General features: G+C 43.8%; 24 protein-coding genes. 14 read left to right on the forward strand and 10 right to left on the reverse strand.

The features are described from left to right. Positions 1-25 precede the first annotated feature (25 nt). The 4 genes from ABUE30_RS02060 to ABUE30_RS02075 all read left to right on the forward strand — a co-directional run bounded on the left by ABUE30_RS02060 (position 26) and on the right by ABUE30_RS02075 (position 5354). Positions 26-154 (forward strand): hypothetical protein, encoded by a 129-nt coding sequence (locus tag ABUE30_RS02060; protein ID WP_408622013.1) that lies wholly within the window; start codon positions 26-28, stop codon positions 152-154. A gap of 257 nt (positions 155-411) precedes the next feature. Further along, positions 412-3453 carry a D-2-hydroxyglutarate dehydrogenase YdiJ gene (gene ydiJ / locus ABUE30_RS02065; protein WP_408622517.1) on the forward strand — a complete coding sequence of 1014 codons (3042 nt, stop codon included), beginning with the start codon at positions 412-414 and terminating at the stop codon, positions 3451-3453. 3 nt (positions 3454-3456) lie between these two features. Beyond that, the gene (locus ABUE30_RS02070) at positions 3457-3885 is read left to right on the forward strand and encodes a hotdog fold thioesterase (RefSeq protein ID WP_408622014.1); all 429 of its coding nucleotides are present in this window, start codon (positions 3457-3459) and stop codon (positions 3883-3885) included. A gap of 164 nt (positions 3886-4049) precedes the next feature. Beyond that, positions 4050-5354: an MFS transporter gene (locus tag ABUE30_RS02075; RefSeq protein ID WP_408622015.1), complete on the forward strand. Its 1305-nt coding sequence runs from the start codon at positions 4050-4052 to the stop codon at positions 5352-5354. A gap of 12 nt (positions 5355-5366) precedes the next feature. Here the strand turns inward: ABUE30_RS02075 and ABUE30_RS02080 are convergent, their stop codons facing one another. From ABUE30_RS02080 to ABUE30_RS02095, 4 genes are all read right to left on the reverse strand, one after another. Then, on the reverse strand, positions 5367-5813 hold the full coding sequence (locus tag ABUE30_RS02080; RefSeq protein WP_408622016.1) for a YqaA family protein: 447 nt from the start codon (positions 5811-5813) through the stop codon (positions 5367-5369). Continuing rightward, a complete protein-coding gene (locus ABUE30_RS02085; protein WP_408622017.1) occupies positions 5813-6529 on the reverse strand; it encodes a gamma-glutamyl-gamma-aminobutyrate hydrolase family protein in 717 nt (238 codons plus the stop codon). The genes ABUE30_RS02080 and ABUE30_RS02085 overlap by 1 nt, the downstream gene beginning before the upstream one ends. Continuing rightward, positions 6484-7485: an amidoligase family protein gene (locus ABUE30_RS02090; protein ID WP_408622018.1), complete on the reverse strand. Its 1002-nt coding sequence runs from the start codon at positions 7483-7485 to the stop codon at positions 6484-6486. The genes ABUE30_RS02085 and ABUE30_RS02090 overlap by 46 nt, the downstream gene beginning before the upstream one ends. Before the next feature lie 378 nt (positions 7486-7863). Beyond that, positions 7864-9117 (reverse strand): DEAD/DEAH box helicase, encoded by a 1254-nt coding sequence (locus ABUE30_RS02095; protein WP_408622019.1) that lies wholly within the window; start codon positions 9115-9117, stop codon positions 7864-7866. A 650-nt stretch (positions 9118-9767) separates the two neighbouring features. Between ABUE30_RS02095 and ABUE30_RS02100 the strand changes: the two genes are divergently transcribed. The 7 genes from ABUE30_RS02100 to ABUE30_RS02130 all read left to right on the forward strand — a co-directional run bounded on the left by ABUE30_RS02100 (position 9768) and on the right by ABUE30_RS02130 (position 15234). Further along, complete coding sequence (locus tag ABUE30_RS02100) at positions 9768-10307, forward strand: GNAT family N-acetyltransferase (protein WP_408622020.1); 540 nt, start codon at positions 9768-9770, stop codon at positions 10305-10307. Between the two features lie 552 nt (positions 10308-10859). Then, the gene (locus ABUE30_RS02105; RefSeq protein ID WP_408622021.1) at positions 10860-11066 is read left to right on the forward strand and encodes a hypothetical protein; all 207 of its coding nucleotides are present in this window, start codon (positions 10860-10862) and stop codon (positions 11064-11066) included. A gap of 217 nt (positions 11067-11283) precedes the next feature. Continuing rightward, positions 11284-12030, forward strand: a complete 747-nt coding sequence (locus ABUE30_RS02110; protein WP_408622022.1) for a hypothetical protein — start codon at positions 11284-11286, stop codon at positions 12028-12030. A gap of 37 nt (positions 12031-12067) precedes the next feature. Beyond that, the gene (locus tag ABUE30_RS02115; protein WP_408622023.1) at positions 12068-12970 is read left to right on the forward strand and encodes a DUF72 domain-containing protein; all 903 of its coding nucleotides are present in this window, start codon (positions 12068-12070) and stop codon (positions 12968-12970) included. Between the two features lie 15 nt (positions 12971-12985). Further along, positions 12986-13366, forward strand: coding sequence for a nuclear transport factor 2 family protein (locus tag ABUE30_RS02120; protein ID WP_408622024.1), 381 nt, complete (start codon positions 12986-12988; stop codon positions 13364-13366). Between the two features lie 193 nt (positions 13367-13559). Further along, the gene (locus ABUE30_RS02125) at positions 13560-14387 is read left to right on the forward strand and encodes a nucleotidyltransferase domain-containing protein (protein WP_408622025.1); all 828 of its coding nucleotides are present in this window, start codon (positions 13560-13562) and stop codon (positions 14385-14387) included. A 226-nt stretch (positions 14388-14613) separates the two neighbouring features. Further along, positions 14614-15234, forward strand: a complete 621-nt coding sequence (locus tag ABUE30_RS02130; protein WP_408622026.1) for a class I SAM-dependent methyltransferase — start codon at positions 14614-14616, stop codon at positions 15232-15234. 882 nt (positions 15235-16116) lie between these two features. Here the strand turns inward: ABUE30_RS02130 and ABUE30_RS02135 are convergent. After that, a complete protein-coding gene (locus tag ABUE30_RS02135) occupies positions 16117-16698 on the reverse strand; it encodes a GNAT family N-acetyltransferase (RefSeq protein ID WP_408622027.1) in 582 nt (193 codons plus the stop codon). 877 nt (positions 16699-17575) lie between these two features. On the opposite strand from ABUE30_RS02135, the gene ABUE30_RS02140 reads away from it, so the two are divergent. After that, on the forward strand, positions 17576-18022 hold the full coding sequence (locus ABUE30_RS02140) for a YaiI/YqxD family protein (RefSeq protein ID WP_408622028.1): 447 nt from the start codon (positions 17576-17578) through the stop codon (positions 18020-18022). A 30-nt stretch (positions 18023-18052) separates the two neighbouring features. Here ABUE30_RS02140 and ABUE30_RS02145 read toward each other — a convergent pair whose 3' ends face one another. Further along, complete coding sequence (locus tag ABUE30_RS02145; protein ID WP_408622029.1) at positions 18053-18823, reverse strand: DNA repair protein; 771 nt, start codon at positions 18821-18823, stop codon at positions 18053-18055. Between the two features lie 27 nt (positions 18824-18850). Further along, entirely contained in the window at positions 18851-19546 is a 696-nt protein-coding gene (locus ABUE30_RS02150; RefSeq protein WP_408622030.1) for a sensor histidine kinase, read from the reverse strand. 153 nt (positions 19547-19699) lie between these two features. On the opposite strand from ABUE30_RS02150, the gene cysB reads away from it, so the two are divergent. After that, positions 19700-20686, forward strand: coding sequence for an HTH-type transcriptional regulator CysB (gene cysB, locus ABUE30_RS02155; protein WP_408622031.1), 987 nt, complete (start codon positions 19700-19702; stop codon positions 20684-20686). Between the two features lie 28 nt (positions 20687-20714). On the opposite strand, the gene ABUE30_RS02160 is transcribed toward cysB, so the two are convergent. From ABUE30_RS02160 to pabB, 3 genes are read right to left on the reverse strand one after another with little or no spacing between them, the layout of a single operon-like run. Then, positions 20715-22085, reverse strand: a complete 1371-nt coding sequence (locus ABUE30_RS02160) for an L-serine ammonia-lyase (RefSeq protein WP_408622032.1) — start codon at positions 22083-22085, stop codon at positions 20715-20717. A gap of 20 nt (positions 22086-22105) precedes the next feature. Then, on the reverse strand, positions 22106-22675 hold the full coding sequence (locus ABUE30_RS02165) for a CoA pyrophosphatase (protein WP_408622033.1): 570 nt from the start codon (positions 22673-22675) through the stop codon (positions 22106-22108). Then, complete coding sequence (gene pabB / locus ABUE30_RS02170) at positions 22656-24026, reverse strand: aminodeoxychorismate synthase component I (RefSeq protein ID WP_408622034.1); 1371 nt, start codon at positions 24024-24026, stop codon at positions 22656-22658. Before pabB ends, ABUE30_RS02165 begins: the two co-directional genes overlap by 20 nt. A gap of 249 nt (positions 24027-24275) precedes the next feature. Between pabB and ABUE30_RS02175 the strand changes: the two genes are divergently transcribed. Beyond that, complete coding sequence (locus ABUE30_RS02175; RefSeq protein ID WP_408622035.1) at positions 24276-25787, forward strand: fumarate hydratase; 1512 nt, start codon at positions 24276-24278, stop codon at positions 25785-25787. Positions 25788-25968: the final 181 nt, after the last annotated feature.

Raw genomic sequence — 25968 nt, forward strand, 5'->3', positions numbered from 1 at the left:
CTTGACGTTGCACGGGAGGCAACTGATGCTTTGGAAGAATCAATCGGATAACGATGATGTGTTTTTTTACCTAGAACACAACAGAGATGAACGTAAGCGCTCAGCTAAACGTCGCCATCGTCTCACCCAAAGTCGACGCCGTATGCGTCATTAAATGATGGAAATTTGATTGCCTTCGTCTTAGCAAGACGGAGGCTTTTTTCATGATATACTGATTGCCGACGGTATATCGTGGTCATTTCTGCTAGCAATTGCATCGTCAATTTATCTTAAGTCATGTAGGTGTGTACTTCCAGCCTTGTCGATAACGTGGTAAAACAGGTCATCTAGTTTTAGTGCGTTGATTGATTCATAACGATATATCACAGCGCAATACCCTATTATTTTAGCTGCGGCACATTCTCGATTATGATGATTCCTAGATTATCTGAAACTCCGCCGTTATCTGCCCATTATCAGAGTTATTTAAAACAACTTGAAGAAGGCGGATTCCAAGGCGATATAGAAACTCGATATGCCAGTCGTTTGGCTGTTGCTACAGACAACTCGGTGTATCAATTGCTGCCCCAGGCAGTTATTTTTCCCAAACATATTGAAGATGTTCAGTGTGCGACTCGTTTGGCTAGCGATCCAGCGATGCATACTATCAAGTTGACTCCTCGCGGAGGCGGCACAGGTACTAACGGCCAGTCTTTAACTGATGGTATTGTTGTGGATCTCTCTCGTTATATGAACCAATTGATTGAGCTGAATGTGGCCGAGCGATGGGTGCGTGTACAAAGTGGGATGATCAAAGATGCCTTAAATGAATTATTGCGCCCCCATGGTTTATTTTTTGCCCCCGATTTGTCCACCAGTAACCGAGCCACATTGGGCGGGATGGTTAACACCGATGCGTCAGGACAGGGCTCATTACTGTATGGTAAAACCAGTGATCATGTTGTTACTTTAACTGCGGTCACTATCGATGGCGAACGCCTTGAAACAGGCCCAGTTGGTGCTGAGCAAGCGCTGACGAGTGATAAGCTTTATTTGCAGGTGAGTGCGCGATCATGTATTGAAAAACGAGCGTTGATCGATGCTAAATTCCCCGCATTGAATCGCTTTTTAACAGGTTATGACCTCAAACACAGCTATGACCCAGATACACAGCAAATTGATTTAACACGTCTTTTGTGTGGTAGTGAAGGTTCGCTGGCATTTATCTGTGAAGCGACTTTAGATCTCACGCCTATCCCTAATTATCGAACTTTGGTGAATATTACTTACGGATCATTTGAAGCAGCGCTGCGCCATTCTCCGGCTTTGGTTCATGCCAAAGCGCTCTCGGTTGAAACGGTCGACTCTAAAGTATTGAACCTTGCACGTCAGGATATCATCTGGCATAGCGTGCATCATCTATTTAAGCAGTCAGATGATCGACCCATGGATGGGATTAATATTGTCGAGTTTGCTGGCAATGATCTTGATGCTCAGCAAGCTCAAGTGGACGCACTTTGTCAGCAGCTAGAAAAAGCCGTTGCCAGTGGCGATATTTTAGGCTACCAAATATGTGATGATCTGCCGAGTATCGAAAAAGTCTATGCAATGCGCAAAAAATCTGTGGGATTATTGGGTAAGACAAAAGGGCGGCAAAAACCGGTACCATTTACTGAAGACACCTGCGTTCCTCCTGAACATTTAGCTGATTATATTATGGAATTTCGCGCATTGCTCGATAGCCAAGGCCTTAAATATGGCATGTTCGGGCATGTGGATGCGGGGGTTTTACACGTGCGTCCAGCGTTGGATCTTTGCGATCCTAAACAAGAGCGATTGATGCGGGAGATTTCGGATCAGGTTGTGGCACTCACTGCCAAATATGGTGGTTTAATGTGGGGGGAACATGGTAAAGGGTTTCGCTCAGAATATAGCCCTGCTTTTTTTGGCGACGAACTTTTTATAGAGTTGCGCCGAATTAAAGGCGCATTTGATCCCTATAATCAACTTAATCCAGGTAAGATTTGTACGCCGCTTGAGAGCGAAGAAGAACTAGTCTCGGTAGATAGTGTGAAACGCGGTACTTTAGATCGACAAATTCCCATTACTGTGCGGGATAGTTTTTCAAGTGTGATGGATTGCAATGGCAACGGTTTGTGTTTTAACTATGCAACCAGTTCACCGATGTGTCCTTCTTTTAAAGTCAGTTATGATCGGCGATTCTCTCCGAAGGGGCGCGCAGGTTTAATGCGTGAATGGTTACGACAATTTAGTCAACTTGGTGTTGATCCCAGTGTATTGGAGCAGCAAATATTATCCGGTAAAGGCAACTTGGATAACCAGTTGCGAAAAGTGCGTTACTCACTGGCAAAAAAACGTGGTGAGTACGACTTTAGCCATGAAGTAATGGATGCCATGCAAACTTGCTTGGCGTGTAAAGCGTGCGCTACTGGGTGTCCTATCCAAGTGGATGTGCCGCAATTTCGCAGCCGTTTTTTATTCTTATATCACAGTCGTTATCAGCGCCCACTAAAAGATTATATGGTTGGCTATGTCGAAAACTATGTTCCGCTGATGGCCAAAGTTCCCCGCTTATTTAATGCATTGATGGCATCGTCTGGCAGCCAGAAGCTGACCAAACAGATATTGGGCATGGTGGATATTCCGCAGTTAAGTTATCCCACCTTGAAACAACGCTTACCGCACTCACTAAAGAGCGCATTTGATCTCAAAGCATTACAGCGCGCGAGTGTTGAACAACGCCAGAAAACGGTTTTGATCGTCCAAGATCCGTTTACGAGTTTCTATGAAGCTGACGTGGTTGCCGATTTTGTGAAGTTAGTCGCTGCACTGGGTTTTCATCCGGTATTATTACCCTTTAAACCCAATGGTAAAGCACAGCATATCAAAGGATTTTTAGCTCAATTTGCTAAAACGGCTGCCTCAACTGCTGCCTTTTTAAATCAAATGGCAACGCTGAATATTCCGATGGTCGGTGTCGATCCAGCATTGGTATTATGTTATCGCGATGAATATGACACTCAACTGGCAGATAAACGCGGTGATTTTCAGGTGTTGTTAGCTCAAGAGTGGTTACAACAGAACTTATCTCAGCTGCCTCATGCCTCTTCACCTACAGGGCGATCATATTATTTGCTGGGACATTGCACTGAAAAAGCATTGCTGCCTGGTTCAGATGATATCTGGGCTCAGATATTTGCTCATTTTGGTACACCCTGTCAGGTACAATCGGTCGGCTGCTGCGGAATGGCTGGAACTTATGGCCATGATGCGAGTCAAGTTGAGACGTCAAAAGCAATCTATGCGCTAAGTTGGCAGAAAACTCTTGAGTTTTTACCCTCAGAACAATGTTTGGCCACGGGATACTCCTGTCGAAGTCAGGTGAAACGTTTTGATGGGGTGAAATTACAGCATCCAGTTCAAGCTTTGCTTCATGTTGTTCAAGGAGATTAAGTAGTGAATCGTATTTGGCAAAAAGAGATCAGTTTAGAGCGATTAAACGCGATGGTACCCGGTACTATGTTAGAAGCAGCGCAAATCCAGTTCAGTGAATTTGGTGATGATTATCTATCGGCAACCATGCCTATTACTGACGCAGTGCGTCAGCCAATGGGATTGTTACATGGAGGGGCGAGCGCTGCATTAGCCGAAACCGTTGGTAGCATCGCGGGCTTTTTTGCGTGTCCAGAGGGGTGTCATATTTTAGGCACCGAAATTATCGCGAACCATCTTAAGGCAATGCACTCAGGGAGCGTCGTTGCTACGGCAACACCGATACGACTTGGCGGGTTATTGCAACTTTGGCAAATTAATATCTCAAATCAAGCTGATCCGAATCAATTAGTGTGTAGTGCTCGCCACTCGGTGATTGTGCGCCATAAATAAATCTGTCAGGGCTGGTTGTGATCTGATTAGCCCTGATACAGCCTTTCTATACATATCAAACGATGCTTCCCCACTGCCTGAAAATTATACCGCAATGACTTTTTTGGTTATTAACCATGATACATTATCGGTTATAAAGGATGTTTAATTCGCTGGAAAGCCGCGTGAGACAGAAACTGACAGATATATTATACGCTAGGAAAACGGGTAATGATGACGCGCGCACGTCTGATGTGATTGATGAAACTGTAAATCGAGAAGCTTCAGCAAACTACTTTAAGATTTTAATTGCCCAATTTTTAAGTAAAAGTGCTGATGCACTCATGAACCCTAAAATCACATTGCCTTGGGTGATGCACGCACTAGGTGTGCCAATCGTTTTTCTCGGATGGTTAGTGCCGATTCGTGAATCGGGTTCCATGCTGCCACAGCTGCTTATCGCTAATTTTGTAAGGCGTATGCCGCGTCGTCATTTAGTTTGGGTTAGTGGTAGCCTATTGATGGCGCTGTGCATGCTGGGGATTGCTTTGACCATTCATGTGGCTCAGGGCGAGGTGGCCGGTTGGGCTATCATTGGCTTGTTATGTCTATTTAGTCTGTCGCGGGGTTTAAACTCTGTGGCATTTAAAGATGTACTGGGCAAAACGGTGGTAAAAAGTCGCCGAGGACGAATCAGTGGATGGGCCACTTGCGGCGCCGGATTTGTGATGTTAATTATCGCCTTGATTTTAACCCAGCCTGTCGTCGGTCACCATCCAATGTTTGTTTATACCTTAGCCTTTGTGACTGCTGCAATCTGTTGGGGAATCGCTGCATGGGTGTATCAACGAGTCATCGAGCCACCAGGCGTCGTCGATAGCGAGCGTCAAGGCTCTCTTTTGACGTTTAAACGCTTATTGTTAGTGGTCAATGACCGAACTTTTGGCGTGTTTGTTTTAGCGCGAGCACTAATGCTTTGCTCGGCATTAAGTGCTCCTTATTTTGTTGTGTTCGCCCAACAGCAGGGTAAATCGAGCATGATGTATTTGGCGTTTTTTTTAGCGGCTAGTGGTGCCGCTGAGCTGCTTTCTGGGCCATTTTGGGGGTGGTTTTCTGATATATCTAGTCGTAAGGTGATGATTATTGCATCCTTATGCAGTGCTCTTCTAACGGGTTTCATGGCTGTTTCGGCTGGTGGACATATAACCGCCCTTAGTGGGTATAGTCTGTTTCCAATCGTTTATTTTTTATTAACGATTGCTCACCAAGGGGTGCGACTAGGTCGAAAAACCTATGTGGTGAATTTAGGTCAAGGGAACCGCCGCACCGACTATGTATCGGTAAGTAATACCTTGATGGGGGCAATTTTGCTGTTAACCGGATTACTCAGCTTACTAGAGCCATACATTGGCATTTCGGGTATTCTAACGATTTTTGCAGCTATGGGAGCTAGCGGAGCGTTACTTGCGACTCGATTACCCGAAGTATAATGGTCGGATTGTTTAGAGCCAATGAGTGATCATTCCTTGGGAGATGTAAGCAAAATAAGCGACGGCAATATAGCGTACTGATTTGCCGATCCCAACTAGGATCAGAAAGATGCTTAAGCGGACTTTCATTATGCCGGCAACCAGCGTTAAGGCATCTCCCCCAATAGGCAGCCAAGCAAACAGTAGGCACCATTGACCATAACGCTGAAACCAATATTGCATGCGTTCAATTTGTTGATCTTTAAAATAAAACCAGCGTTTCCCTTTAAAACGTAGAATAAATTTCCCTAGATACCAATTGACAACTGATCCTAAAGTGTTCCCCAGTGAAGCTATTGCAACCAGTAATACAATATGGTCGCCTTGGGTAAGCATCGCATAAAGAATAACCTCAGAATAGAAAGGTAAAATGGTGGCTGCCAAAAATGAACTGCTAAATAAAATTAGGTAACCGATCATCAATTGGATGCTTTGAGTTGCTGGCGGTGTTTGGCTTGTGTGACCAACCAGTGAAATAATTGCCGCTGCCGGTATTGATAGAGCAGGTATTCGGGGTGCCACTGCACGCCTATAATCGTTTGTCCAGAGTGCTGCTCTCGCTCAATGGCTTGAATAAAATCATCTTTATCGCGCGCTGTTGCTTTAAACCCTGGGGCTAATTGACAGACAGCTTGATGGTGAAGACTATTGATTCGAATATGCTCCGAGCCCATGATCTGATTCATCGTTGAGGGCTTTACTACATAAGCGTTTTTACGTGGCAAAATAGTTCCCCAGTTAGAGGTGTATTGACGAAGCGTACGGATGTCATCGTATAAATTGCCTCCACACACAACATTTAATAACTGGTAACCCCGACAGATTCCCAATAGCGGTAGCTGTTGCTCGATCGCATAGCGAATATAGTGACATTCTAGATCATCACGAGGGCGATCATAGGTCGCGGTGGGCATCGCTTGCTGGCCGTAGAGGGTGGGATGAATATCATCACCGCCGCTAATGATCAGCGCATCTAATCGGTTGATATTAACAGGATGGCGAACACTAATCCGCTTAGGTATGGCGCCGCACCAGTAGAGTATTGTCGCTAGTGCCAGCCACGATGGCGAAGTGCGATCAGCATTGCCGGTTACGCCAATGAGAGGTTTTGCTCGATTTGATCGAGTTGTTGCCATATCTTCTCCGAGTAACAATTAGCCAGTTGGTCGTTAGTGCACCAATCGGATATGAGTTGTTGGCGAAGCTCTGTGTGATTAGCGATATATTCAAGCACACACCACACATTCCAACTTTTGTATAAGCCCCAATCAGCTTTTTCGATTTCGCAGTTTGGCAAACGATAATGGAGTGTTGGCCGAGCATTGATCAGTGAGTCATCGAGACGATCTTGAATTCGAGCTTTATCCAAATGCATAAATAGTGGGAGCATATCCAAAGCACGATTACGCGTTGCATTCCAATGTAAATAATCATCGATGATCTGTGTCAGCGACTCATCACCTGAGTAGTGAAGTACTCGATCGCAATAGGGCTCTGGATAGACATTAATATAAGGGGTTACCCGCCGAACCATATCAACATGATGGCGTTTAATCAGCCAATCTTGGGCCAATATAAAGCTTTGTAAATAAGCGATAATCGTCTGGCTATCATAGCTTGGTAACTCAGGGTTAATATGTACACCAAATGCATAGATGACCGACTCATTGGTGCCCAAAGCGCCATGTTGTTGTAACGCCTTGACCATGGGGTGTAAGCGTTCAAGGTCTGCGATAACCAGCGGTGGACAGACAACTTCAACGGGCACAACGACAGTTGCTAGCTTGGTGATCCATTGCATAAAAGGGTCATCAGCCCGAGCTTCGCCCAGTTCTTGAGCGCGCTGATTGATTCGTTGGCGCGCGGTTGTTTTGGCAAATTGCCAATCTACCTCGACTTTAAAGGTGCCTAGAGTCGTTTCAACTTTGCATTCCGCTTCCGAAATAATTTTTAGTTCACCTGCTAGCGCATCAGTTATCACTTGACCGGTAGTTTTTAAGTCAATCCCAGAAAATTCAAGTTCAAATCCAATTTTTCGGGGTTTGTTGTCGGCCTTATTCGGTTGCTCTGGCCGACTAAATAATTGATTCATAATGACCTCGTTGTGACAATTCGGGTAAACGTATGCCACCTAACCCCGCGAGCACTTTAGGAATATGCCATCGAACTAACAGTAACACGGGTGGCGAAAGCGTGAGTGATAACAAACAAGCGGCGACAATGGGGAATAAAAAGGATCGTGCTAAGGAGAGTGATGTGACGACTAACACGCAGCAGAGTAATGGAAAGCTCCAACGATAACGATTAATCCAATTGGTGAATGCAGGCTGAGTTGAATCTGAGTGCTGTGGTTTATCTGTGTACTGTGGGTTAATAATCTCTCCTATTTATCAAAAATGCTAACCTCAGTAAGTCTAGCCTATTTTGACAGTGAGATGCAAAAAGGGGGCGTTTTAACCCCCTTCAAGTTTTAGCGCTCTTGGCGTTGTGTTTGACGTGGACGAGCCGGTTTCCCACTGCGCTGTTGCTGAGGTTTACTCTGACGACGAGGGGCTTGACGTGTTGCCGCTGGTGTTTTCGCTGACCGTGAGAACGACGCTTTAAAGCCATCTATTTCAAGTACGTTCAATTTTGATTTGGTAAATTTTTCAATGTCTTGCAAATGAGGTAATTGATCTTGGCTGACTAATGAATAAGCGGTACCTGATTCACCAGCGCGACCAGTGCGGCCAATGCGGTGAACATAATCTTCAGCAACATTAGGTAAGTCAAAATTGACAATTTGTGGCAATTGTTTGATATCAAGGCCTCGAGCAGCAATATCTGTTGCGACTAGCACCTCAATGCTACCATCTTTAAACCCTTCCAAGGCCTTCACTCGAGCATTTTGGCTTTTATTACCATGAATAGCTGCAGCATTGATCTTAGCTTGTTCGAGCTTCTGTGTCAGACGGTTGGCCCCGTGCTTGGTTCGAGTAAAGACCAATACTTGTTGCCAACCATTTTGTACAATTAATGATTTGATTAAGCTGGTTTTTTGCTCTTGATCGACTAGCGTATAGAACTGTTCTACTTGGCGAGCCGTACGATTTTCTTGATCAACCGATACTTCGACCGGTTGATTCAATAGACCATGTGCTAACTTACGAATTTCACCGGCAAAGGTTGCTGAGAATAGTAAATTTTGGCGTTTTTTAGGCAATAATTTAATTAACTTGCGGATATCATGAATGAATCCCATATCCAGCATGCGATCTGCTTCATCTAATACCAGTATCTGTAGTTTGGATAGATCCAACATTCCTTGACCATATAGATCGAGTAATCGTCCTGGGGTCGCGGTTAAAACATCGCAGCCTAAGACTAACTGGCGAATCTGTGGCTTGATATTGACACCACCAAAGACGACTTGGTGACGCAGTTTAAGGTGTTTTGCATAAGCTTTTACATTGGCATCAATTTGGGCTGCAAGTTCGCGAGTTGGCGTGATAATTAATGCTTTAACTTCTTTATTGCTAGCTCGGGGCTGACTGCGTAATTGCTCAAGGATTGGCAATACAAAAGCAGCAGTTTTACCGGTACCCGTTTGTGCTGCTGCTAACACGTCTTTCCCTTGCAGGATTGCCGGAATAGATTGCGCTTGAATGGGCGTAGGGGAGGTATATCCCATTTCGCTGATCGCTTCAGTAATGGGTTTAGATAAGCCTAATTCGGCAAAAGACATGTTTACTCGCTTTGATTGATACAACTATAAAATTACAAGTGCGCAAGTGTAGAGCAAAACCCATGCCTTCGCCAGTGAAGAATGATTTAGCTCATCGTTGAAGTGCTACCAAACTCGTAGATATTCATTTGAAGTCTTAGCAAATCAATCATTAGCGAATGATTTTCGGGGGCAGCATACATAGGATAATAGTTGTTCTATCAACAGTCGATCTGCCCCAGTGATTCGAATTGAGTCGTTGATGCGTCGATTTGTAGGTCACTCGATGTTCTTCATTGGTGAGCAAACATTAACGTTTGTTTGTATCTTTACACACTTTGCTGTGGGTGACAGCTTAACAATTAGAACAATAAAGGCTGGATCTATGGATTCACCTCTATGGTAGAAAGAGCGCATTGCGTCACTGCTTTCGCATTTTGTGTCCATGGTAAGCGATGGCTTGTTATCGTCTTTTGCAACACATGTAATCAATTATTCGTTTGTTGGTTTTGTGTGTTGGTGAGCTTCACTAGTCTGGAAATGACCATATGACTTGCTACCCAATTTGTGGCTATGCCCTCTAAATAGGATTGCTTGATTGTAATGTCATCTGTGCGTCACGATCATTGCTTATAATTTTGCTTCGGTCAGTAATATAACGGAGATAGGTTATGTTGATGCAATCAGACCATGTGAAATTTAGACCCCTTGAACCTGATGATGCGGCGGTCTTTTTACGCTGGAGCGAAGATCGTCAAGTCACCCAATATAGCCTATCGCAATACGTTTGGCCTCAAGCGCTAAGTGATATTCGTAGCTGGCTTGCGAGCATTCATCAGGGCACCACTAGTTTTACTGTCGGCGTGTGTTGCCATAAAACCGGTAAGCTGATTGGCTATGCAGGGATTAGTAGGATGAATCAAATTAATCGCAGTGGCGAATTTTTTATTTTAATCGGTGAACCTCATTACTGGGGCCGCGGCATAGGCACCGATGTGACCCAAGTTATCAGTGATTATGGATTTACTTCACTGAATTTACATCGCATTGAATTAACAGCTTATGTAACAAATTTAGCGGCAATTCGCGCTTATGAAAAAGCCGGTTATCATCACGAAGGGATATTACGTGATGCGGGTTTTCGCAATGGCCAATACTTAGATAAAGTTGTGATGGCGGTGTTAGCGACTGATTGGCAAGGAATACGATAAGTCGATTGCATCTCGTTATGTCCTTATGACTATCTGTTCTCGCTAGAGCGAATGCTGTGAGCACCTCATTGATTGTGATTTTGTCTGTTTCCGCTTTATTGTGTCTAATTGCATTGCGCCATTGCTGCGTCGTTTTATCTTGCTATATCGTTTGAATCTGCACGTCGTAACAGAGCTTTCCGCACAAGTTAACCATTAGCGCTTTTAATTGGGAGCCATAGACGTCACTTAAGCTTATGTGAGTAAATAGAGTCACATAGTATTTTGTGACTATAATTGGACACATGAGCAGAACTCGCTGCTATGCTGGGTAGTTATTCGTTTCACTTGGATGGAGAAACCATGAGTGCCACGACCGTAGCCGTGTTAACCGGTGATATTGTCAAATCTCAGCAGATTGCATCAATCACATATGATCATGTGCTCGATGTGTTAAACCAAACATTGGGCGAATGCACATAACAAGACGGTGCTCACTATGATGTCTATCGTGGGGATGCGTTTCAGGCCTTCTTTACCCATCCAAGGCAAGCTGTATTCTGTGCTTTAGTCGTGCGTTTAACGCTAAAAGTAGCGACACCATCGGTTGATGTGCGCCAAAGTATTGGTATTGGCGGAGTCAGTTCACTGCGTGCAGCGGTAAAAAACTCGACAGGCGAAGCTTTTACCCTGTCAGGGACGGGCTCGATGGCCTTAAAGGTGAGTATTTGGCAATTCATGCCCAATCCGCTGAGTTTAGCCAGCGGGTGCAATTATTAACAAAATTTTTGGATGTTCATTTAGCAAGATTAACCTCTAGTCAAGCCCAAGCACTATGTGTGTATTTAACTGCTGAAGATAAAACTCACGAATCGATAGCCCGGCAATTGGGCAAAGAACGCAGTAATACTACCAAGTTGTTAAATGCCTGCCATTATCAATTAGTGCGCGACTATATACAGTATATAACGATGACACTCAAGGAGGTCTATTCTCAATGGCGCTATTGTTTAGTCTGTTGCTTGCGTATCTAGTTATTTATTTTTACCTGTGGCCACAACAATGGCAACCCGGCATAAGTCAACCTTATCGCTCCCTGCGCAAATTACTCCTTTGTGGGTTAGCCTTGGCATGTGTTAATGCGTTATTGGTTGGTTTATGGGGAGGGTCGTTGCTTGAGAGTGTTGGTTTTGGTGTCATCTCAGCGTTATGTTGGTGGTTATTAAATTACTGCTTTTCCTATAACGGTAATCGATTGTATGGCTTTTTAGCGGTGCAATTGTGCTATCTCTGTGTGTTGTTGGCTATTTGCCAATGGGTAACGGGGTTTATTCAGTCATGGCACGTAGCCTATTGGTCAAATTACCACCAATTAGTGGTTCTGATTGGCTACTTAGTGATTTTTAAACCGACATCAGTGGCTATTGCAATGTTATTGGTCCCATGGAATGGTGAATTTAACGATGATGATGCTCACCGAGCAGCATCATTACCCAGTTTGCCTTTGGCTGGGCAATTAATTGGTTATTTAGAACGGGCGATTACTCTCACTTTTATTTTGAATTATCAATTTGCTGCGATAGGGTGGGTGCTCGGAGCCAAATCTATTTTTCACTTTGGTGAACTGAAAAATACCCAGAATAACAAACTTACTGAATATATCATGGTAGGAACATTAGCTAGCTTTGCAATGACAAGTTTCGGTTGGCATGATCGTCTTAGCGGTTCGAGGGTCGTGATATGATGGTGCGTCGTATAAATAGAGCGGTTAGGGAAGGTTGATGATGGTGGAGACTCAAGCAAAGCTGCGCCTAGGTATGCCGATGTGGTCCCATCAAGCGTGGCAATATAGTGTTTACCAAGGGCAGCTTGCAAGCGCGATGCGCCTTGCAAATTATGCCCGAGTGTTCTCAAGTGTCGAGGGTAATACTACTTTTTATGCATTGCCGAGTGCGATAACGGTGGCTAATTGGCGCGACGCAGTGGATGACTCTTTTCGCTTTACTTTCAAGTTTCCTCAGACGATTACCCATCAAAGCGCTTTACGGCACTGCCAGCAGGAGGTCGCGCATTTTTTTTCGGTCATGGCGCCGCTCCATAACGTTGTTAGCCAGTGGATGATCCAACTACCTAAGCACTTTGGTCCTGAATCACTCCCTATACTGGCTGAATTTATTGCGCAGTTACCAAATGATTTTCCAATTGGCATTGAAGTTCGTCATACCGAATTTTTTGTAAAAGGGGCTAGCGAGCAACAATTGAATCGTTTGTTGTTTGATCATGGTATGGATCGAATCATGATGGATACTCGTCCTGTATTTGAAGCGCCAGCATTGACCCAAGCGGTAATCGAAGCCCATCAAAGGAAGCCGCGTTTGCCTGTTCATGCAGTGGCTACGGGTATGAACCCAGTAATCCGTTTTATTGGGCATCCTGATCTACATGAAAATGATCAATTTTTCTTCCCTTGGCTTAGTAAAATCGGGCAGTGGTTAAGCGAAGGGCGCGTACCTCATTTATTTATCCATACGCCAGATAATGCTTTGGCACCTGAGCTGGCGCTGCGCTTATTTCAGCAGTTACGGGAGTATTGCGCAGTGCATTATCAGTTGGTACTAGACCCTTTTCAGTTACCCGACTGTGCAGCAGCTAAGCAACTAGGAATGGATTTAGGTCTTACTTAATCAAAGAGGAGACTCATGAACATCATTGAACAATTGGTTAATTTAGAAAAAATTATATTAAATCCTGCTATTCGCCAATCACCAGAACGAATGCAGGAATTGCTTGCACCCGATTTTGTCGAAGTTGGACATAAGGGGGATTATTGGCAACGAGCACAGCTGATTAATGCGCTCCAATTTGAACAAAATTGGTCTGCGCATATTCAAGATATTGAGCATCGGGAGGTGACTCATGAAGTGCATCAGTTGATTTACCGTGCTTTTATTCATCCTGATGGCCAAGATGAATATTACTCGCGGCGTACTAGTGTGTGGCGTTGGAATGGTGAAACATGGCAAATGGTATTTCATCAGGGGACGCCCATAGAGCCGTTTGAACTAATTGACGCAGATTGAATTTTTAAAACCCCATTGCTTAGTATTATGATATAGCATCAATTAAGTTGAGTATAAAAGTATGATGTTTAGTGACTTAATAGCTGCATTATTTTGCTACGCTATAAGGAAAGCTTCTCGGTCAAGAATTGGGTGTCAGGGACTAACAGATAGTGGCTTAGCTTGAAAAGGCTAAATGCGATAGGTAGAGATCATGGTGACTTCTAAGTCAGCCAAAGACAAGGCGGCATTGATTGCGGCGCGGGGCGTTGATGAGCATGGCTATGTGGTGAATCCTTGCTCAGTCGTCTTCATTGCCGAGGAATTTGAAACGGTAATTGACGGCGCGACAGAGCAATTGCTGTTGTTATTTCCCCAAAGGATCCATAGCGTCTATTTATATGGGAGTATTGCCCGAGGCGACGCAGTGGTCGGGTGCTCTGATCTTGACATGTCAATTATTCTTCACGATGCACCGAGCCGCGATGAGCTCGCTGAACTTCACGGCTTGGCTGATCAGATTGCTTTACATCACACGGAAATTAGCAAAGTAGATTTTGACATTGGGACGCTAGCCGATGTACTTGCTAAAGAGAGCTTTTATAGCTGGCAGTTTTGGATTAAACATTGTTGTTGCTGCATTTGGGGCGATGATCTTGCGCCGCGTTTTGCTAAGTTACGTCCTTCCAGTCAGCTTGGCTATGCGATTAATGCTGATTTACCCGAGCAGCTTTCGACTTATCGCAAGGAATTAACCACCGAGAATGCACCGTTGTTCGGTCGAGCGATTACGAAGCGATTGATTCGAACGCTCTATGGTATTTTAGCTGATTATCACCAGCGCTGGCAGCAACCCATTTCGCAATGTGGATCGATGGTGGCACTCTTTCGTCCTGAGTATGCCGCCCACTTGCGGCGAGCTTGGCCTATGCTTCAATATGGGGCGCTGGTGGATGTTGATGAGGTTGTGTGGTTAATCGATGATTTCGGGGCTAAAGTTTGTGAGGAACTTCAGCGTGTTTCAACCGTCCAAGATAGATAGCTTCTAGTTAAAAGGGCTAGTCATTGTCAATGATACTATGTATTTAAATAAAAATTAATGGATGTAGCATCTGTTTTAAACAACTGTATCTCGTCTATAGGGGATTTCTGCCATAGGTGACGCATGGTAAATGTTGTAATCTGACGAATAACATAACTTTTTTTGTGTTTAATGTGGGGGAGTAATGCCAGAATACACATCACTTTTTAGGCGCCTGACCGCGCCGATGAGTACTATTTTTCAGGGTACGATTGTGCAATCAAAACTTCTTTTCTTGAAACAATTTTTAGCCACACCACGTACCGTGGGGGCCATTGCCCCTAGCTCACGATCTCTCGCTCGCAAGATGATCGAACAAATTGACTTTACTAAAGCACGTTGCATTGTTGAAATCGGTCCGGGGACTGGGGTATTTAGTGAATTATTGATCAAATATTGCCAGCCTCATTGCCAAATTATCTTAATCGAGACCAATCCCGTATTTGTCGAACAACTCGAACAAAAATATCAGCATATGGATAATGTGAGGGTTGTCCATGATTCGGGTGAAAAAATCAACCTCTATAAGATCAAGTTTGGTATAGAGCATATTGATTATGTGGTATCAGGTATTCCCTTTTCAAGTTTGCCTGCACAGGTATCGACTAATATTCTTTCCACTGTACATAAAGCGATTGGAGACGACGGCCGGTTCATTCTATTTCAATACAGTTTAATGAAAGTAAGGGCCTTAACCAAGTGGTTTGATTTAACCCACATCGAACGTAGTTGGATCAATCTTCCGCCAGCTCATGTATTTACCTGTCGACGCAAAGGGCGTAATGACACGAAGACATCGGCGATGTAACACTCTGATTGAAATTACAAATACCTAAAAATTGACAGCTGGTGGTGACAAGATAGCGCAATTTGCTAACTGTCTTTATTGCCAGAGCAATATGACACTAATAAATAAACCGGCACGATTACTGAGTAGCTAGGGTGTAACGCGAAATTCCCTAGCTGCTGGTTTTAAAATGTGGGTAACGATGAAGCTCGCTTTAGATAGGGTCACTTAAAATTTAGGCAAGTCGCCATACGCGTACTAGAAATTTTTATCAATGCTTAAAAAGATAGAATAGAAACTGAGCAGAAGTGAAAGTTATTCGGCCCATCTATTTTAGATCCTGGGTATTCATTTATAAAAAACATAACATCTATGAATATTTAATAGTTATAAAATAAAGTCTGTCATCTAAATTCATTCGAAGTTATTTCTGCACCAATTGTTAGAGCGTTCATCCATAAATGCTTTGATCTTAGAATTTAAATTTTCACTATGTGAACCAACGATGAACGCTATCGACTCTGTTAGGGTCATCTCAATTTATTAATTGATTCTCTTGGATCTCTTTTTGACAAATGTTTTCAAGTAAATGGCTAACCCGCTACTAGACAAGCAAAGTTTTATTATCTTATAGTGATTTAACTGTTTATTTTATTGAGATTGTTCTGGAAATATACTTGGAGTATTGTTCAGCATTTGGTCGTTTCTCGATCATATCACCGTTAATGATGTGAAATTATACTTAAGTTTCTCACTAGATTTCATTTTTATCGGAGTTTCTCGTTTGAATACAATGGTTTGTTCAACGTGAAGATGTTCCTTATCCGTATTCGTGAGTGCATTCAATCAATTCGAGTGTGTGGAGCATTGTAGGAAAAATACTAGGATAATCAATAAGCATAGCTAACTTTCAATCATTATCGCGAATGGCTCGAGACGTGTTCGCTTCTGGTTTGTCTGATATTGCCAGTCGAGCGATGTTAATTGATAAAGACAAGCAGGCGGGGTATCAGGTAAGTCGTAGATCGTTTGGCAATAGTGAAACCCTACTTTTTGCAATACGTGCTGTGAGGCTTTGTGATGGATTCGTGCAGTGGCTGAAATGATATTTAATTCAAAGTGCTCAAAGCCAGCAATAAGCATTGTTCGTGCAGCTTCGGTGGCGAAACCATTTCCCCAAGCTTCAACGGCAAAGCGATAACCTAGATTGATAATATGTTGACCTGCAAATAGACGGTGAGATAAGCCGCCAAATCCGAGAATATGGTTTGGTTGATGTTGATGGCTTATGGCCCACATGCCGAATGACTCACGTTGCCACTGAGTTAACCATGTTTCGAGAGTTGTTTGTGTATAGGCAAGGTCAGCGAAGGGCCCTAAGGGGTTATAGACGTTGGTGGCGGGATCACCATAAATACGAAACAAATCGGCCAAGTCATCTATTCTAGGTTGCCGTAAAACTAAGCGTTGCGTGTTGATATCCATACAAAAAATTGCAAACTGATCTGTTTATAAGGCTACCATACGCGCATGATGTGTCACTTGTATGAATTGGAGTGCTATTCAACAGCTATTATTTTCTCATCTATCAATAGATGATTCCATCGCTTTGAGATCTATTACCATGATTTGTTATTGAATATTAATGTGAAGAGCGCCTATTTGAGGTAGCACTACATTTTTCATCTTTGCCTTTGCAAGTTATCGCGATTTAGTGGCTCCTTGCCAATAGCGACTACGTTTAGGTACTACACTGAATTAGCTGCGATATTACTATTGCCATGGTATGTTGCAAAGTAAGCGGGGCGGAATAACTGGAGCAATATGGAGAGGGTATGTTGTTCGAAAATAAAGTAACCAAGTGATAGTCAATGCATTATCTAAGCTTGTCTGGTAGCTTTTTTTTGAATTCAGATCAGCCAATACGAATGGTTGATATAGTGGGTAAGGCCATTCAAGTTCGCGCCGTATATATAGACTTAGGTGAAAGAAGCGATAATGGCTTCAGTAATACGCCCAAAATATAGTAGGTTTTAATCTTTGTGAAAGGGAGATGGGTCCTTTGCCTTAGTCACTTGGATTGATGACGATAAAAGCTAATCTAGATGGTTCATCGCTGAGAATAGATTGTTCATGTGCTTTGCTTGTATAGGTAGATGAGTCATGTTCTTAGCTGCCTTTGATTTCGTCCTGCAACATATTTAAGCTCTGCTATGACGAAAGTTGGTCGCATTACTTTTGACTTTTATCACCACGATGAAGTGGCCAATCTGATATAGATACATTGTGAGAATAGTGGCTATCTTTATTGCCGGGATCTCGTTACCATTTATGCCATTTTTAACGATAGAGGATGTAAGTTTTGCAAATTTGGGTAGATGCGGATGCCTGTCCGCGAGTCATTCGAGATATCTTAGTGCGTGCGGCGAACAAACAATGTATTAAAACCACATTTGTTGCTAATCAACCAGTGGCTGTGACTCGCTCAGCTTTTGTCATGCAGTGGCAAGTGAATCAAGGGTTCGATGAAGCTGACAATGAGATTGTGCGGCGAGTTTGTAATGATGACATTGTGATCACTCAAGATCTAAGACTTGCTCAAGCAGCGCTGGCTAAGGATGCTAAAGTGATGAGCCCTAGGGGGCAAGTCTTCGATAGCGCGACGATCGATTCTAAAGTTGAGCGTCGTGACGTGCATGAAATGCTTCGTGAAAGCGGTATCATGATGGGTGGCCCTGCGACATTATCCAGCCGGGATAGCCAGCAGTTCTCTAACCAATTACAACAATGGTTGTTTAGCGTTGGATAATGAATAACGCCACCCTGAATGTGCGCGTTGTTACCATTTTTTCTTCGGCTGAAAGATCACATCGAGCTCATCTTGCTCTTTCATTTCTTTCTCTTTGTCTTCTTTTTGTTTAGTTTGCACTTTTTTTAGTTTTTCACTCATATCATCGTTCATTTGGCGCATTTGCGCCAACCGCTGCTCTAAATATTCGTCTCGATCACTGAGACCGTTTAAAACGCTAATTGCTTTATTCAACAGTTGCCTTGAACTACCCCATTGGCGCATGGCCTGTGATTCCAGGGCACGCTTAATGGTATTTTCAATGTTAACTTTGAGTATCATTAGTTCGAGCTTTCTGTCTTCAGCAACAAAGATGGATGTTGCTATTCGTCCTCGGGCATGCTCTGAGCGGATCACTGCTCGTAATCGTTTAATGACTTTAAGCATTTGCACGGCTTCTGCATCGTTGTCAGGAATCCGTAGCTGTTGGTTATTCTCAAAGCCACGATCTTGCAGTTGACTAATTTGATTCTGACTGGCACCGAGCCTATCCGTTAACCCTTTCACATCAGGGTCAATTCTTTTTATCTGTTGCAGTGAGTGCATAATGCGTTTGTGTAGAATCAACATGATCTCAGTCGAGTAGGGCAGACGTGCTGAATTTAACAGCAAATCTTCACTTTCGCTGATGAACGTTTTTTGTCGTGCAATCGCTGCTCGTTGGTCAGCCTGCTGTTTTTGTTTATATTGCAATACAATGTTGTAGCCGATCACCAGAAATAACAAAACACCAATTGCAATGAGTACCAGAGTAAAGATCATATCCGATTGCCACGATCCTTCTTCAGGTTAGGGAAGGTGTAATACAAATTCACCACCACACAAATTTCCTTGATTTGATAGAGAGACATAGCCATGATGAGCTCCATTATTGTGCGCATTTGCGACGACCTTTGCAAAATATAACCCGAGACCATGTTTTCTGTGTCTCCACTGGGTTGATGAAAGTTGTTGTGATGCTAACACTAATATCTCATCAGAAAACCCTTCGCCATCATCATTTATGCTGACTCTTAATAGAGTATCGACTACGCTCGCAGTTATTTGAATCTTTTTTTGGCAGAAGCGTAAGGCGTTAACCAGTGCATCATTTAGAATGAAAGTGATTAATTGTTGATCACAAATCCATGTGAGATCTCGGTCAACTTCGATTGATATGGTAACTCGGCGGCGAAAAGCAAGCCACTGATAATGTGCATAGACATCATCCAGCAGATCTACGATGAAAATATTTTCTTTGTGAATAGGTAATCGTTGTTGCTCCGATTGAGCTTGGTACAACGTAAGCAATTGAACTAATGTAGCATTCATTCGAGCCGTTTGATAGGACAATTCGGTGAGTTCGTCCTGTTCTTGGAGGGGGCGCTCAATTTGTCGGCTGGCAATCGTTTCAATAGATTGACTCAATAAATTCAGCGTATTTTTGACGTCATGAATGGTGGTAGCCATTATCGTGGAAAAATCTAACGAATCAGAGCAACGCATAAACAGAGCCTTTAAAAATTAAAATAACTCAGGCAAGCTTAACGGGTGCCGCTATGAGCGTAAAGTTGATACTATAAAATAGCCTGAGTTAGCAGATTCTGCTGCTCGTTTATAATGGTGGCAAACCATTTAATGACAAGTTGATAAAAGCCGATGAAATTACAGCAATTACGATACATCGTAGAAGTTCTGAACCATGACCTGAATGTCTCCGCAACCGCAGAGAGCTTGTATACATCTCAACCAGGAATTAGTAAACAGATCCGTACCTTGGAAGATGAACTCGGGATCCAAATTTTTGAACGTAGTGGTAAACATTTGACGCGAGTGACATCCGCTGGACATGAAATAATTCGCATCAGTTCTGAAATTTTAGCAAAAGTTGAGAGTATTAAAGCTGTTGCTAGCCAGCATACTCATCCCGATCAGGGAACGCTAAATATATCCACGACTCATACTCAAGCTCGCTATGCGTTGCCCGAAGCTATTCGCGGATTTATTCAGCGTTATCCAAATGTGTTACTCAATATGCACCAAGGAACACCTGCGCAGATTGCGGAGGCAGTTGCTAAGGGAACCGCAGATTTTGCCATTGCTACAGAAGCGATGTATATCTTCTCTGATTTGATTACACTTCCTTGTTATCACTGGAATCGCAGTATTTTAGTCAAGCCTGATCACCCATTAGCCAAAAAACAGTTTCGCGGTGAATTACTGACCATTGAAGATGTTGCACGTTATTCGTTGGTGACCTATATCTTTGGGTTCACCGGTAAGTCAGAGCTTGATCAGGCATTTAATGATGCTGGCTTGAAACCTAAAATTGTCTTTACGGCCACTGATGCCGATGTGATCAAAACCTATGTACGCGTAGGGATTGGGATTGGGGTACTCGCCAGTATGGCGATCGATCCAGAGCAAGATAAAGATCTCGTCGCGATTGATGCAAGCCACATATTTAAAGCGAGTACCACCAAAATCTGCTTTAGGAAGGGTACTTTTTTACGCAGCTATATGTATGATTTTATCGAGCGATTCGCACCCCATTTAACGCGTAATCTGGTTGACCAAGCGGTTCAAACCAAATCATTAGAGGAGTTTGAAGCGCTGTTTTGTGATCTCGAATTGCCCGTATATTAACTTGTCTGCTCGCTGTTATAGGTTGCCGTTAGCATTCAATAATATTAACGGCAAGTCCACCTCGAGCTGTTTCTTTGTATTTTGTTTTCATATCCTTGCCTGTCTGCCACATGGTGCGAATTGCTTTGTCCAATGAGATTGTATGTAGTCCTGTTCCTCGCAGTGCTAATCGGCAGGCATTCAACGCTTTAATAGCGCCCATTGCATTGCGTTCTATACAGGGGACTTGGACTAAGCCACCAACCGGATCGCAAGTGAGCCCCAAATTATGTTCGATGGCGATTTCAGCCGCATTTTCAACCTGTTCAGGTGTTGCGCCTAAAATTGCAGCTAATCCAGCTGCGGCCATTGATGCTGCAACGCCAACTTCACCTTGACAACCTACTTCAGCCCCAGAGATAGAGGCATTTTGTTTGTACAAGCTACCAATTGCAGTTGCAGTTAAAAAGTAACTTCTGCAATGCTGACGAGTGAGTGGCATGATAAATCGATTAAAGTACGCTAATGTCGCGGGAATAATGCCTGCTGCACCATTAGTTGGCGCAGTTACTACTCGTCCACCTGCAGCATTTTCTTCACTGACAGATAAAGCAAATAAGTTAACCCAATCCAGTACATTTAGTGGATCACCAGAAAGCTTGTCGATCGCTTGCAATTGCTGATGAAGAATGGGGGCGCGGCGTTTTAATTTAAGCCCGCCTGGCAAAATCCCTTCATTTTGCATCCCGCGCTCAATACAATGATTCATGACTTGCCATAGCCGTTCACAATAATCATCGATCGCTTCAGTGCTATGAACTTGTTGTTCATTTGCCATGACGACTGCAGCAATACTCAAGCCTTGCTGTTCACAATGTTGTAGGAGTGCTTGACCACTTTTGAATGCAAAAGGCTCATTGATAGGGTCTTGTAGTGCCTCGGGTGGAAAGGACTCATCAGCATCTGCGATAAATCCCCCACCGAGCGAGTAGTAAGTTTTGTCGATGCTTGTTCCATCAACAAAGCGCGCATGAAACGTCATCGCATTGTTGTGCCCTGGATGGCTTTTGCGCCGATGGAATGTGACCCCCCCACGTCTTGGGAAAGCAATGTTTTGTTGCCCAGCCAAGCAAAGTAGCTGTTTGGTATCAACATCAGCTAACATGCGCTCGATCTGATCGCAATCAACCTGTTCAGGATGTTCACCCAGTAGTCCTAAAATAATGGCCTTACCGGTACCATGGCCCCGCCCAGTGGCCCCTAGTGAACCAAATAACTCAATACTCAACTCGGTTTGTGCATTAAACAAGGAATGCTTAATCAACCAATCGGCAAATTGCCGAGCAGCCAGCATTGGACCTACTGTGTGAGAACTCGATGGGCCGATACCAATGGAGAACAGATCAAAAACGCTGATCATAACGATATTATCCTCTGTATTTAACAGGATTGATCACAATTTGTTTGAGCGAGGCGATATAATACCGCGGCCGTTGCACCCCATATAACGCGGTTTTCAATCTCAATAAAATGGATCGTTTGCAAGGTGCCTCGCCGATAAATAGCTAGATGCGAATAATGCCTTGTTTGTAACAAAGGTTCTAGAGGGAGAGTAAATATTTCGGAGACTTCATAAGGATTTGCTTTTATTTGTGAAGTATCATGCACCATACCAACAAATGGTGTCATGGTGAATGATTGACCTGCATCTTGATTCGGGAGCTGCGCAATCACGTCGATGTGTTGGGCTGATAACTGGATTTCCTCAAAGGTTTCACGCAAAGCGGTGTCTCGTAACGATGCATCATTGTCATCTTTACGTCCTCCCGGAAAGGCAAATTGACCTCGATGATGGCGCATTTGCTGACTACGGCGGATCATGATCAACCGCCAATTATGGGTATCTTGGTAAATGGGTAATAGCACCGCAGAGGCGATTCGCTCTGCGGGTATTGGCGATAGGTTGACATCAGCGGTTAATATGAGTCGATTAAGCCAATGCTGAGTCATTTTCTTCAAGCTTTAGAACTGGGAGAATACGGGCAAGTTTATCAAGACATTCTTGATATTCATCAGCTACTATCGAGTCGGCGATGATCCCGCCACCCGCCCAGCTATAGAGGTGGTTGTCTTCTGCAACAAGAGTTCGAATAGTGATGTTAGTATCCATACGGCCATTTTGACTGATATAGCCTATGGCACCGCAGTATGCATTGCGCCGATGAGGCTCTAAAGTCTCAATTATTTCCATGGCGCGGATCTTAGGTGCACCGGTAATAGACCCACCCGGAAAGCAAGCTCTCAGTAGATCCTCTGCACTTAAACCAGTTTTTAACGTTCCTGTTACGGTGCTCACTAGATGATGAACCGCTTGGAAGCTTTCAATGGCGAACAATGAAGGAACCGCTACACTACCAGGCTGGCTCACGCGGCCAATATCATTGCGTAATAAATCAACAATCATGACGTTTTCAGCGCGATCTTTATCAGAATTTTGCAACTCTTGAGCCAATTGTTGATCACGCAATGATTGGTCACTGCGGGGGCGAGTGCCTTTAATAGGTTTGGTTTCAATGTGCTGGCCATTAAGTGCAATAAAACGTTCTGGTGACAAAGATAGCACGGTTGAGGTGGCAAGCCTTGAATAGGCACAATAGGGGGCCTGATTAGCTGAAAATAGCCGCTGGTAGGCGACTCGGATATCACCTTGAAACTGACAACTGAATTGCTGCGTTAAGTTAATCTGATAACAGTCACCACTGATGATGTAGTCTTGAATACGAGCGAATGCATTTTGATAGGCATCAAAAGGTAAATTAGTTTGCCAACTTCGAGCAAGCTTAAAAGTGCCAAGAGGGGACGGGCGGTGTTGCATCAACCAGTTGCGGCGTTGTTGCCAGTACAGATGAGCATCACTGTGATTGACCACGAGCCAGCGTTTGCGCTGTTCATGATCAACGATGAGCGCCCAGTCATAAATACCAACTGCCATATCTGGCGTTCGTAACTGCGCTTTTGAACGCTCTTTAATCGATTCAACTCGGCGGCCTAGATCATAGCCAAATAACCCTACCACGCCACCGCAAAATGGCAATTCGCACTCTACTGAGGCGCCAAGCAGTTGATGTCGGAAACGATGACAAAGTTCAAACGGATCCGTCTCGCTCGTATCGGTATGCTGCTGCGTTTGAATATGCGTATGGGCCCCAAAAGTTTGTAATGTAGCAATGGGATCGGCGACATAAATATCATAACGGCCATCGCTTGCTGGTGCTGATTGCAGTATTTGACACCAGGCATGTTCGCCAAAATCGCACATAAAATTAGCGGGGTCGTAATCTATTTGTTGATAAAGGATCATTGTTTTATGCTCAAGGTCATAACTATGTTGCTTACCACTAGCCGCAGTTGGCGACTAAGCGTAGCATAAATCATGGTTTAGGTCTGTCATCTGTGGTTTCAAATTGCTGTCTATACAGATTATTTTTTGACTTTCTTAAATGTTAATAGAATGATACAGATAAATTGTCATCCATTAAATGACTAACTACGCAGCTGCAGGCGCTGTGCCATCCACATTAAATATCGCTGATTTTAAGGAGATGTTGTCATGACACTCATCCGCAAACAGGATGTGATCGACAGTATTGCCGATGCTTTACAGTTTATATCTTATTATCACCCCACTGATTTTGTACAAGCTATGAGCAAAGCTTATGAAAAAGAGCAAAATCCTGCGGCCAAAGATGCCATTGCTCAGATACTCATTAACTCTCGTATGTCAGCTGAAGGGCATCGCCCGATTTGCCAAGATACAGGAATCGTGACTGTATTTGTCAAAGTTGGTATGCAGGTTCAATGGGATTGTGATCAGCCATTGCAAGAGATGATCGATGAAGGTGTCGCCAAAGCCTATCTAAACTTGGCTAATCCTTTGCGCCAATCGATTGTTGCAGATCCTGCGGGTGCGCGCACAAATACGCGTAATAATGCCCCTGCTGTTGTTCACACTGAATTAGTTCGCGGTGATAAAGTTACGGTTAGCATTGCGGCGAAGGGAGGTGGTTCAGAGAATAAATCCAAACTAGCTATGCTCAATCCTTCAGATGATATTGTGAAATGGGTTGAGAAAGTACTACCCACGATGGGCGCAGGTTGGTGTCCGCCTGGAATACTTGGCATTGGGATTGGTGGAACGGCTGAAAAGGCAGCGGTTATGGCAAAAGAAGCGCTGATGGGGCATTGTGATATTCACGAGTTACAAGCGCGTGGGGCGACAACCACTGATGAGCAACTTCGCTTAGATATTTATGAGTGTGCTAATAAATCAGGTATTGGTGCGCAGGGGCTAGGTGGTTTGACCACTGTACTCGATGTTAAAGTGAAGTCATGCCCAACTCACGCAGCATCTAAACCAGTTGCTCTAATCCCTAACTGCGCTGCAACTCGTCATATCGATTTTACCCTTGATGGCAGCGGGCCGGCTCAATTTATCCCGCCTGATCTTGATCTGTGGCCCGCCATTACCCAGAGTAATAGTGAAAGTACTAAACGAGTGGACTTAGATCAGATTACCAAAGAAGAGATCGCGTCTTGGCAAGTCGGTGATACGTTGCTGCTTAATGGTAAAATATTAACGGGTCGCGATGCGGCACATAAACGCATTAAAGAGTTGCTCGATGCTGATCAACCTTTACCGGATGGTGTCGATTTTAATGGTCGATTTATCTACTATGTTGGCCCCGTTGATGCGGTGGGCGATGAAGCGGTTGGACCTGCAGGACCGACCACTTCGACCCGCATGGATGGGTTTACTGATATGATGCTTGATAAAACAGGTTTGTTAGGGATGATTGGTAAAGCTGAACGTGGTCCTGAAACCGTTGAGTCAATTCGTCAACACCGGGCTGTCTATTTAATGGCAGTGGGGGGGGCGGCTTATTTGGTGGCTAAAGCAATCAAAAAATCACGAGTCGTAGCATTTGAAGATCTAGGTATGGAAGCTATCTATGAATTTGAAGTGAAAGATATGCCCGTGACCGTTGCTGTCGATAGCTTAGGACAAAATGTTCATCAGCAAGGCCCTGCACTTTGGAAAGTAAAGATCGCTGAAATGTCTTAATACAACACTCTAAGTTATAATGTTACAAAAAGGGGCATTAAAGCTCCTTTTTTATGTCGATAGAGATGGCAGATGCTGTTATCAAAAGGTTTCTTGAATAGTGCCGAATCATTGAATAGTGGTGGCATTTTATTGATCGCGTTATAAAATGTGCCTCAATCGTTACAAAATGGATTAATTT

This window comes from Celerinatantimonas yamalensis, from assembly GCF_046054155.1.
GTDB classification, from domain to species: domain Bacteria; phylum Pseudomonadota; class Gammaproteobacteria; order Enterobacterales; family Celerinatantimonadaceae; genus Celerinatantimonas; species Celerinatantimonas yamalensis.

What these genes read in the sequence shown, in the direction of transcription:
- ABUE30_RS02060 (WP_408622013.1), top strand. Translation starts at nt 26, where the DNA reads ATGCTTTGGAAGAATCAATCGGATAACGATGATGTGTTTTTTTACCTA.
- ydiJ (WP_408622517.1), top strand. Translation starts at nt 412, where the DNA reads ATGATTCCTAGATTATCTGAAACTCCGCCGTTATCTGCCCATTATCAG.
- ABUE30_RS02080 (WP_408622016.1), bottom strand. Translation starts at nt 5,813, where the DNA reads ATGATCGGTTACCTAATTTTATTTAGCAGTTCATTTTTGGCAGCCACC.
- ABUE30_RS02085 (WP_408622017.1), bottom strand. Translation starts at nt 6,529, where the DNA reads ATGGCAACAACTCGATCAAATCGAGCAAAACCTCTCATTGGCGTAACC.
- ABUE30_RS02090 (WP_408622018.1), bottom strand. Translation starts at nt 7,485, where the DNA reads ATGAATCAATTATTTAGTCGGCCAGAGCAACCGAATAAGGCCGACAAC.
- ABUE30_RS02095 (WP_408622019.1), bottom strand. Translation starts at nt 9,117, where the DNA reads ATGTCTTTTGCCGAATTAGGCTTATCTAAACCCATTACTGAAGCGATC.
- ABUE30_RS02100 (WP_408622020.1), top strand. Translation starts at nt 9,768, where the DNA reads ATGTTGATGCAATCAGACCATGTGAAATTTAGACCCCTTGAACCTGAT.
- ABUE30_RS02110 (WP_408622022.1), top strand. Translation starts at nt 11,284, where the DNA reads ATGGCGCTATTGTTTAGTCTGTTGCTTGCGTATCTAGTTATTTATTTT.
- ABUE30_RS02115 (WP_408622023.1), top strand. Translation starts at nt 12,068, where the DNA reads ATGATGGTGGAGACTCAAGCAAAGCTGCGCCTAGGTATGCCGATGTGG.
- ABUE30_RS02120 (WP_408622024.1), top strand. Translation starts at nt 12,986, where the DNA reads ATGAACATCATTGAACAATTGGTTAATTTAGAAAAAATTATATTAAAT.
- ABUE30_RS02125 (WP_408622025.1), top strand. Translation starts at nt 13,560, where the DNA reads ATGGTGACTTCTAAGTCAGCCAAAGACAAGGCGGCATTGATTGCGGCG.
- ABUE30_RS02130 (WP_408622026.1), top strand. Translation starts at nt 14,614, where the DNA reads ATGAGTACTATTTTTCAGGGTACGATTGTGCAATCAAAACTTCTTTTC.
- ABUE30_RS02135 (WP_408622027.1), bottom strand. Translation starts at nt 16,698, where the DNA reads ATGGATATCAACACGCAACGCTTAGTTTTACGGCAACCTAGAATAGAT.
- ABUE30_RS02145 (WP_408622029.1), bottom strand. Translation starts at nt 18,823, where the DNA reads ATGATCTTTACTCTGGTACTCATTGCAATTGGTGTTTTGTTATTTCTG.
- ABUE30_RS02150 (WP_408622030.1), bottom strand. Translation starts at nt 19,546, where the DNA reads ATGCGTTGCTCTGATTCGTTAGATTTTTCCACGATAATGGCTACCACC.
- cysB (WP_408622031.1), top strand. Translation starts at nt 19,700, where the DNA reads ATGAAATTACAGCAATTACGATACATCGTAGAAGTTCTGAACCATGAC.
- ABUE30_RS02160 (WP_408622032.1), bottom strand. Translation starts at nt 22,085, where the DNA reads ATGATCAGCGTTTTTGATCTGTTCTCCATTGGTATCGGCCCATCGAGT.
- ABUE30_RS02165 (WP_408622033.1), bottom strand. Translation starts at nt 22,675, where the DNA reads ATGACTCAGCATTGGCTTAATCGACTCATATTAACCGCTGATGTCAAC.
- pabB (WP_408622034.1), bottom strand. Translation starts at nt 24,026, where the DNA reads ATGATCCTTTATCAACAAATAGATTACGACCCCGCTAATTTTATGTGC.
- ABUE30_RS02175 (WP_408622035.1), top strand. Translation starts at nt 24,276, where the DNA reads ATGACACTCATCCGCAAACAGGATGTGATCGACAGTATTGCCGATGCT.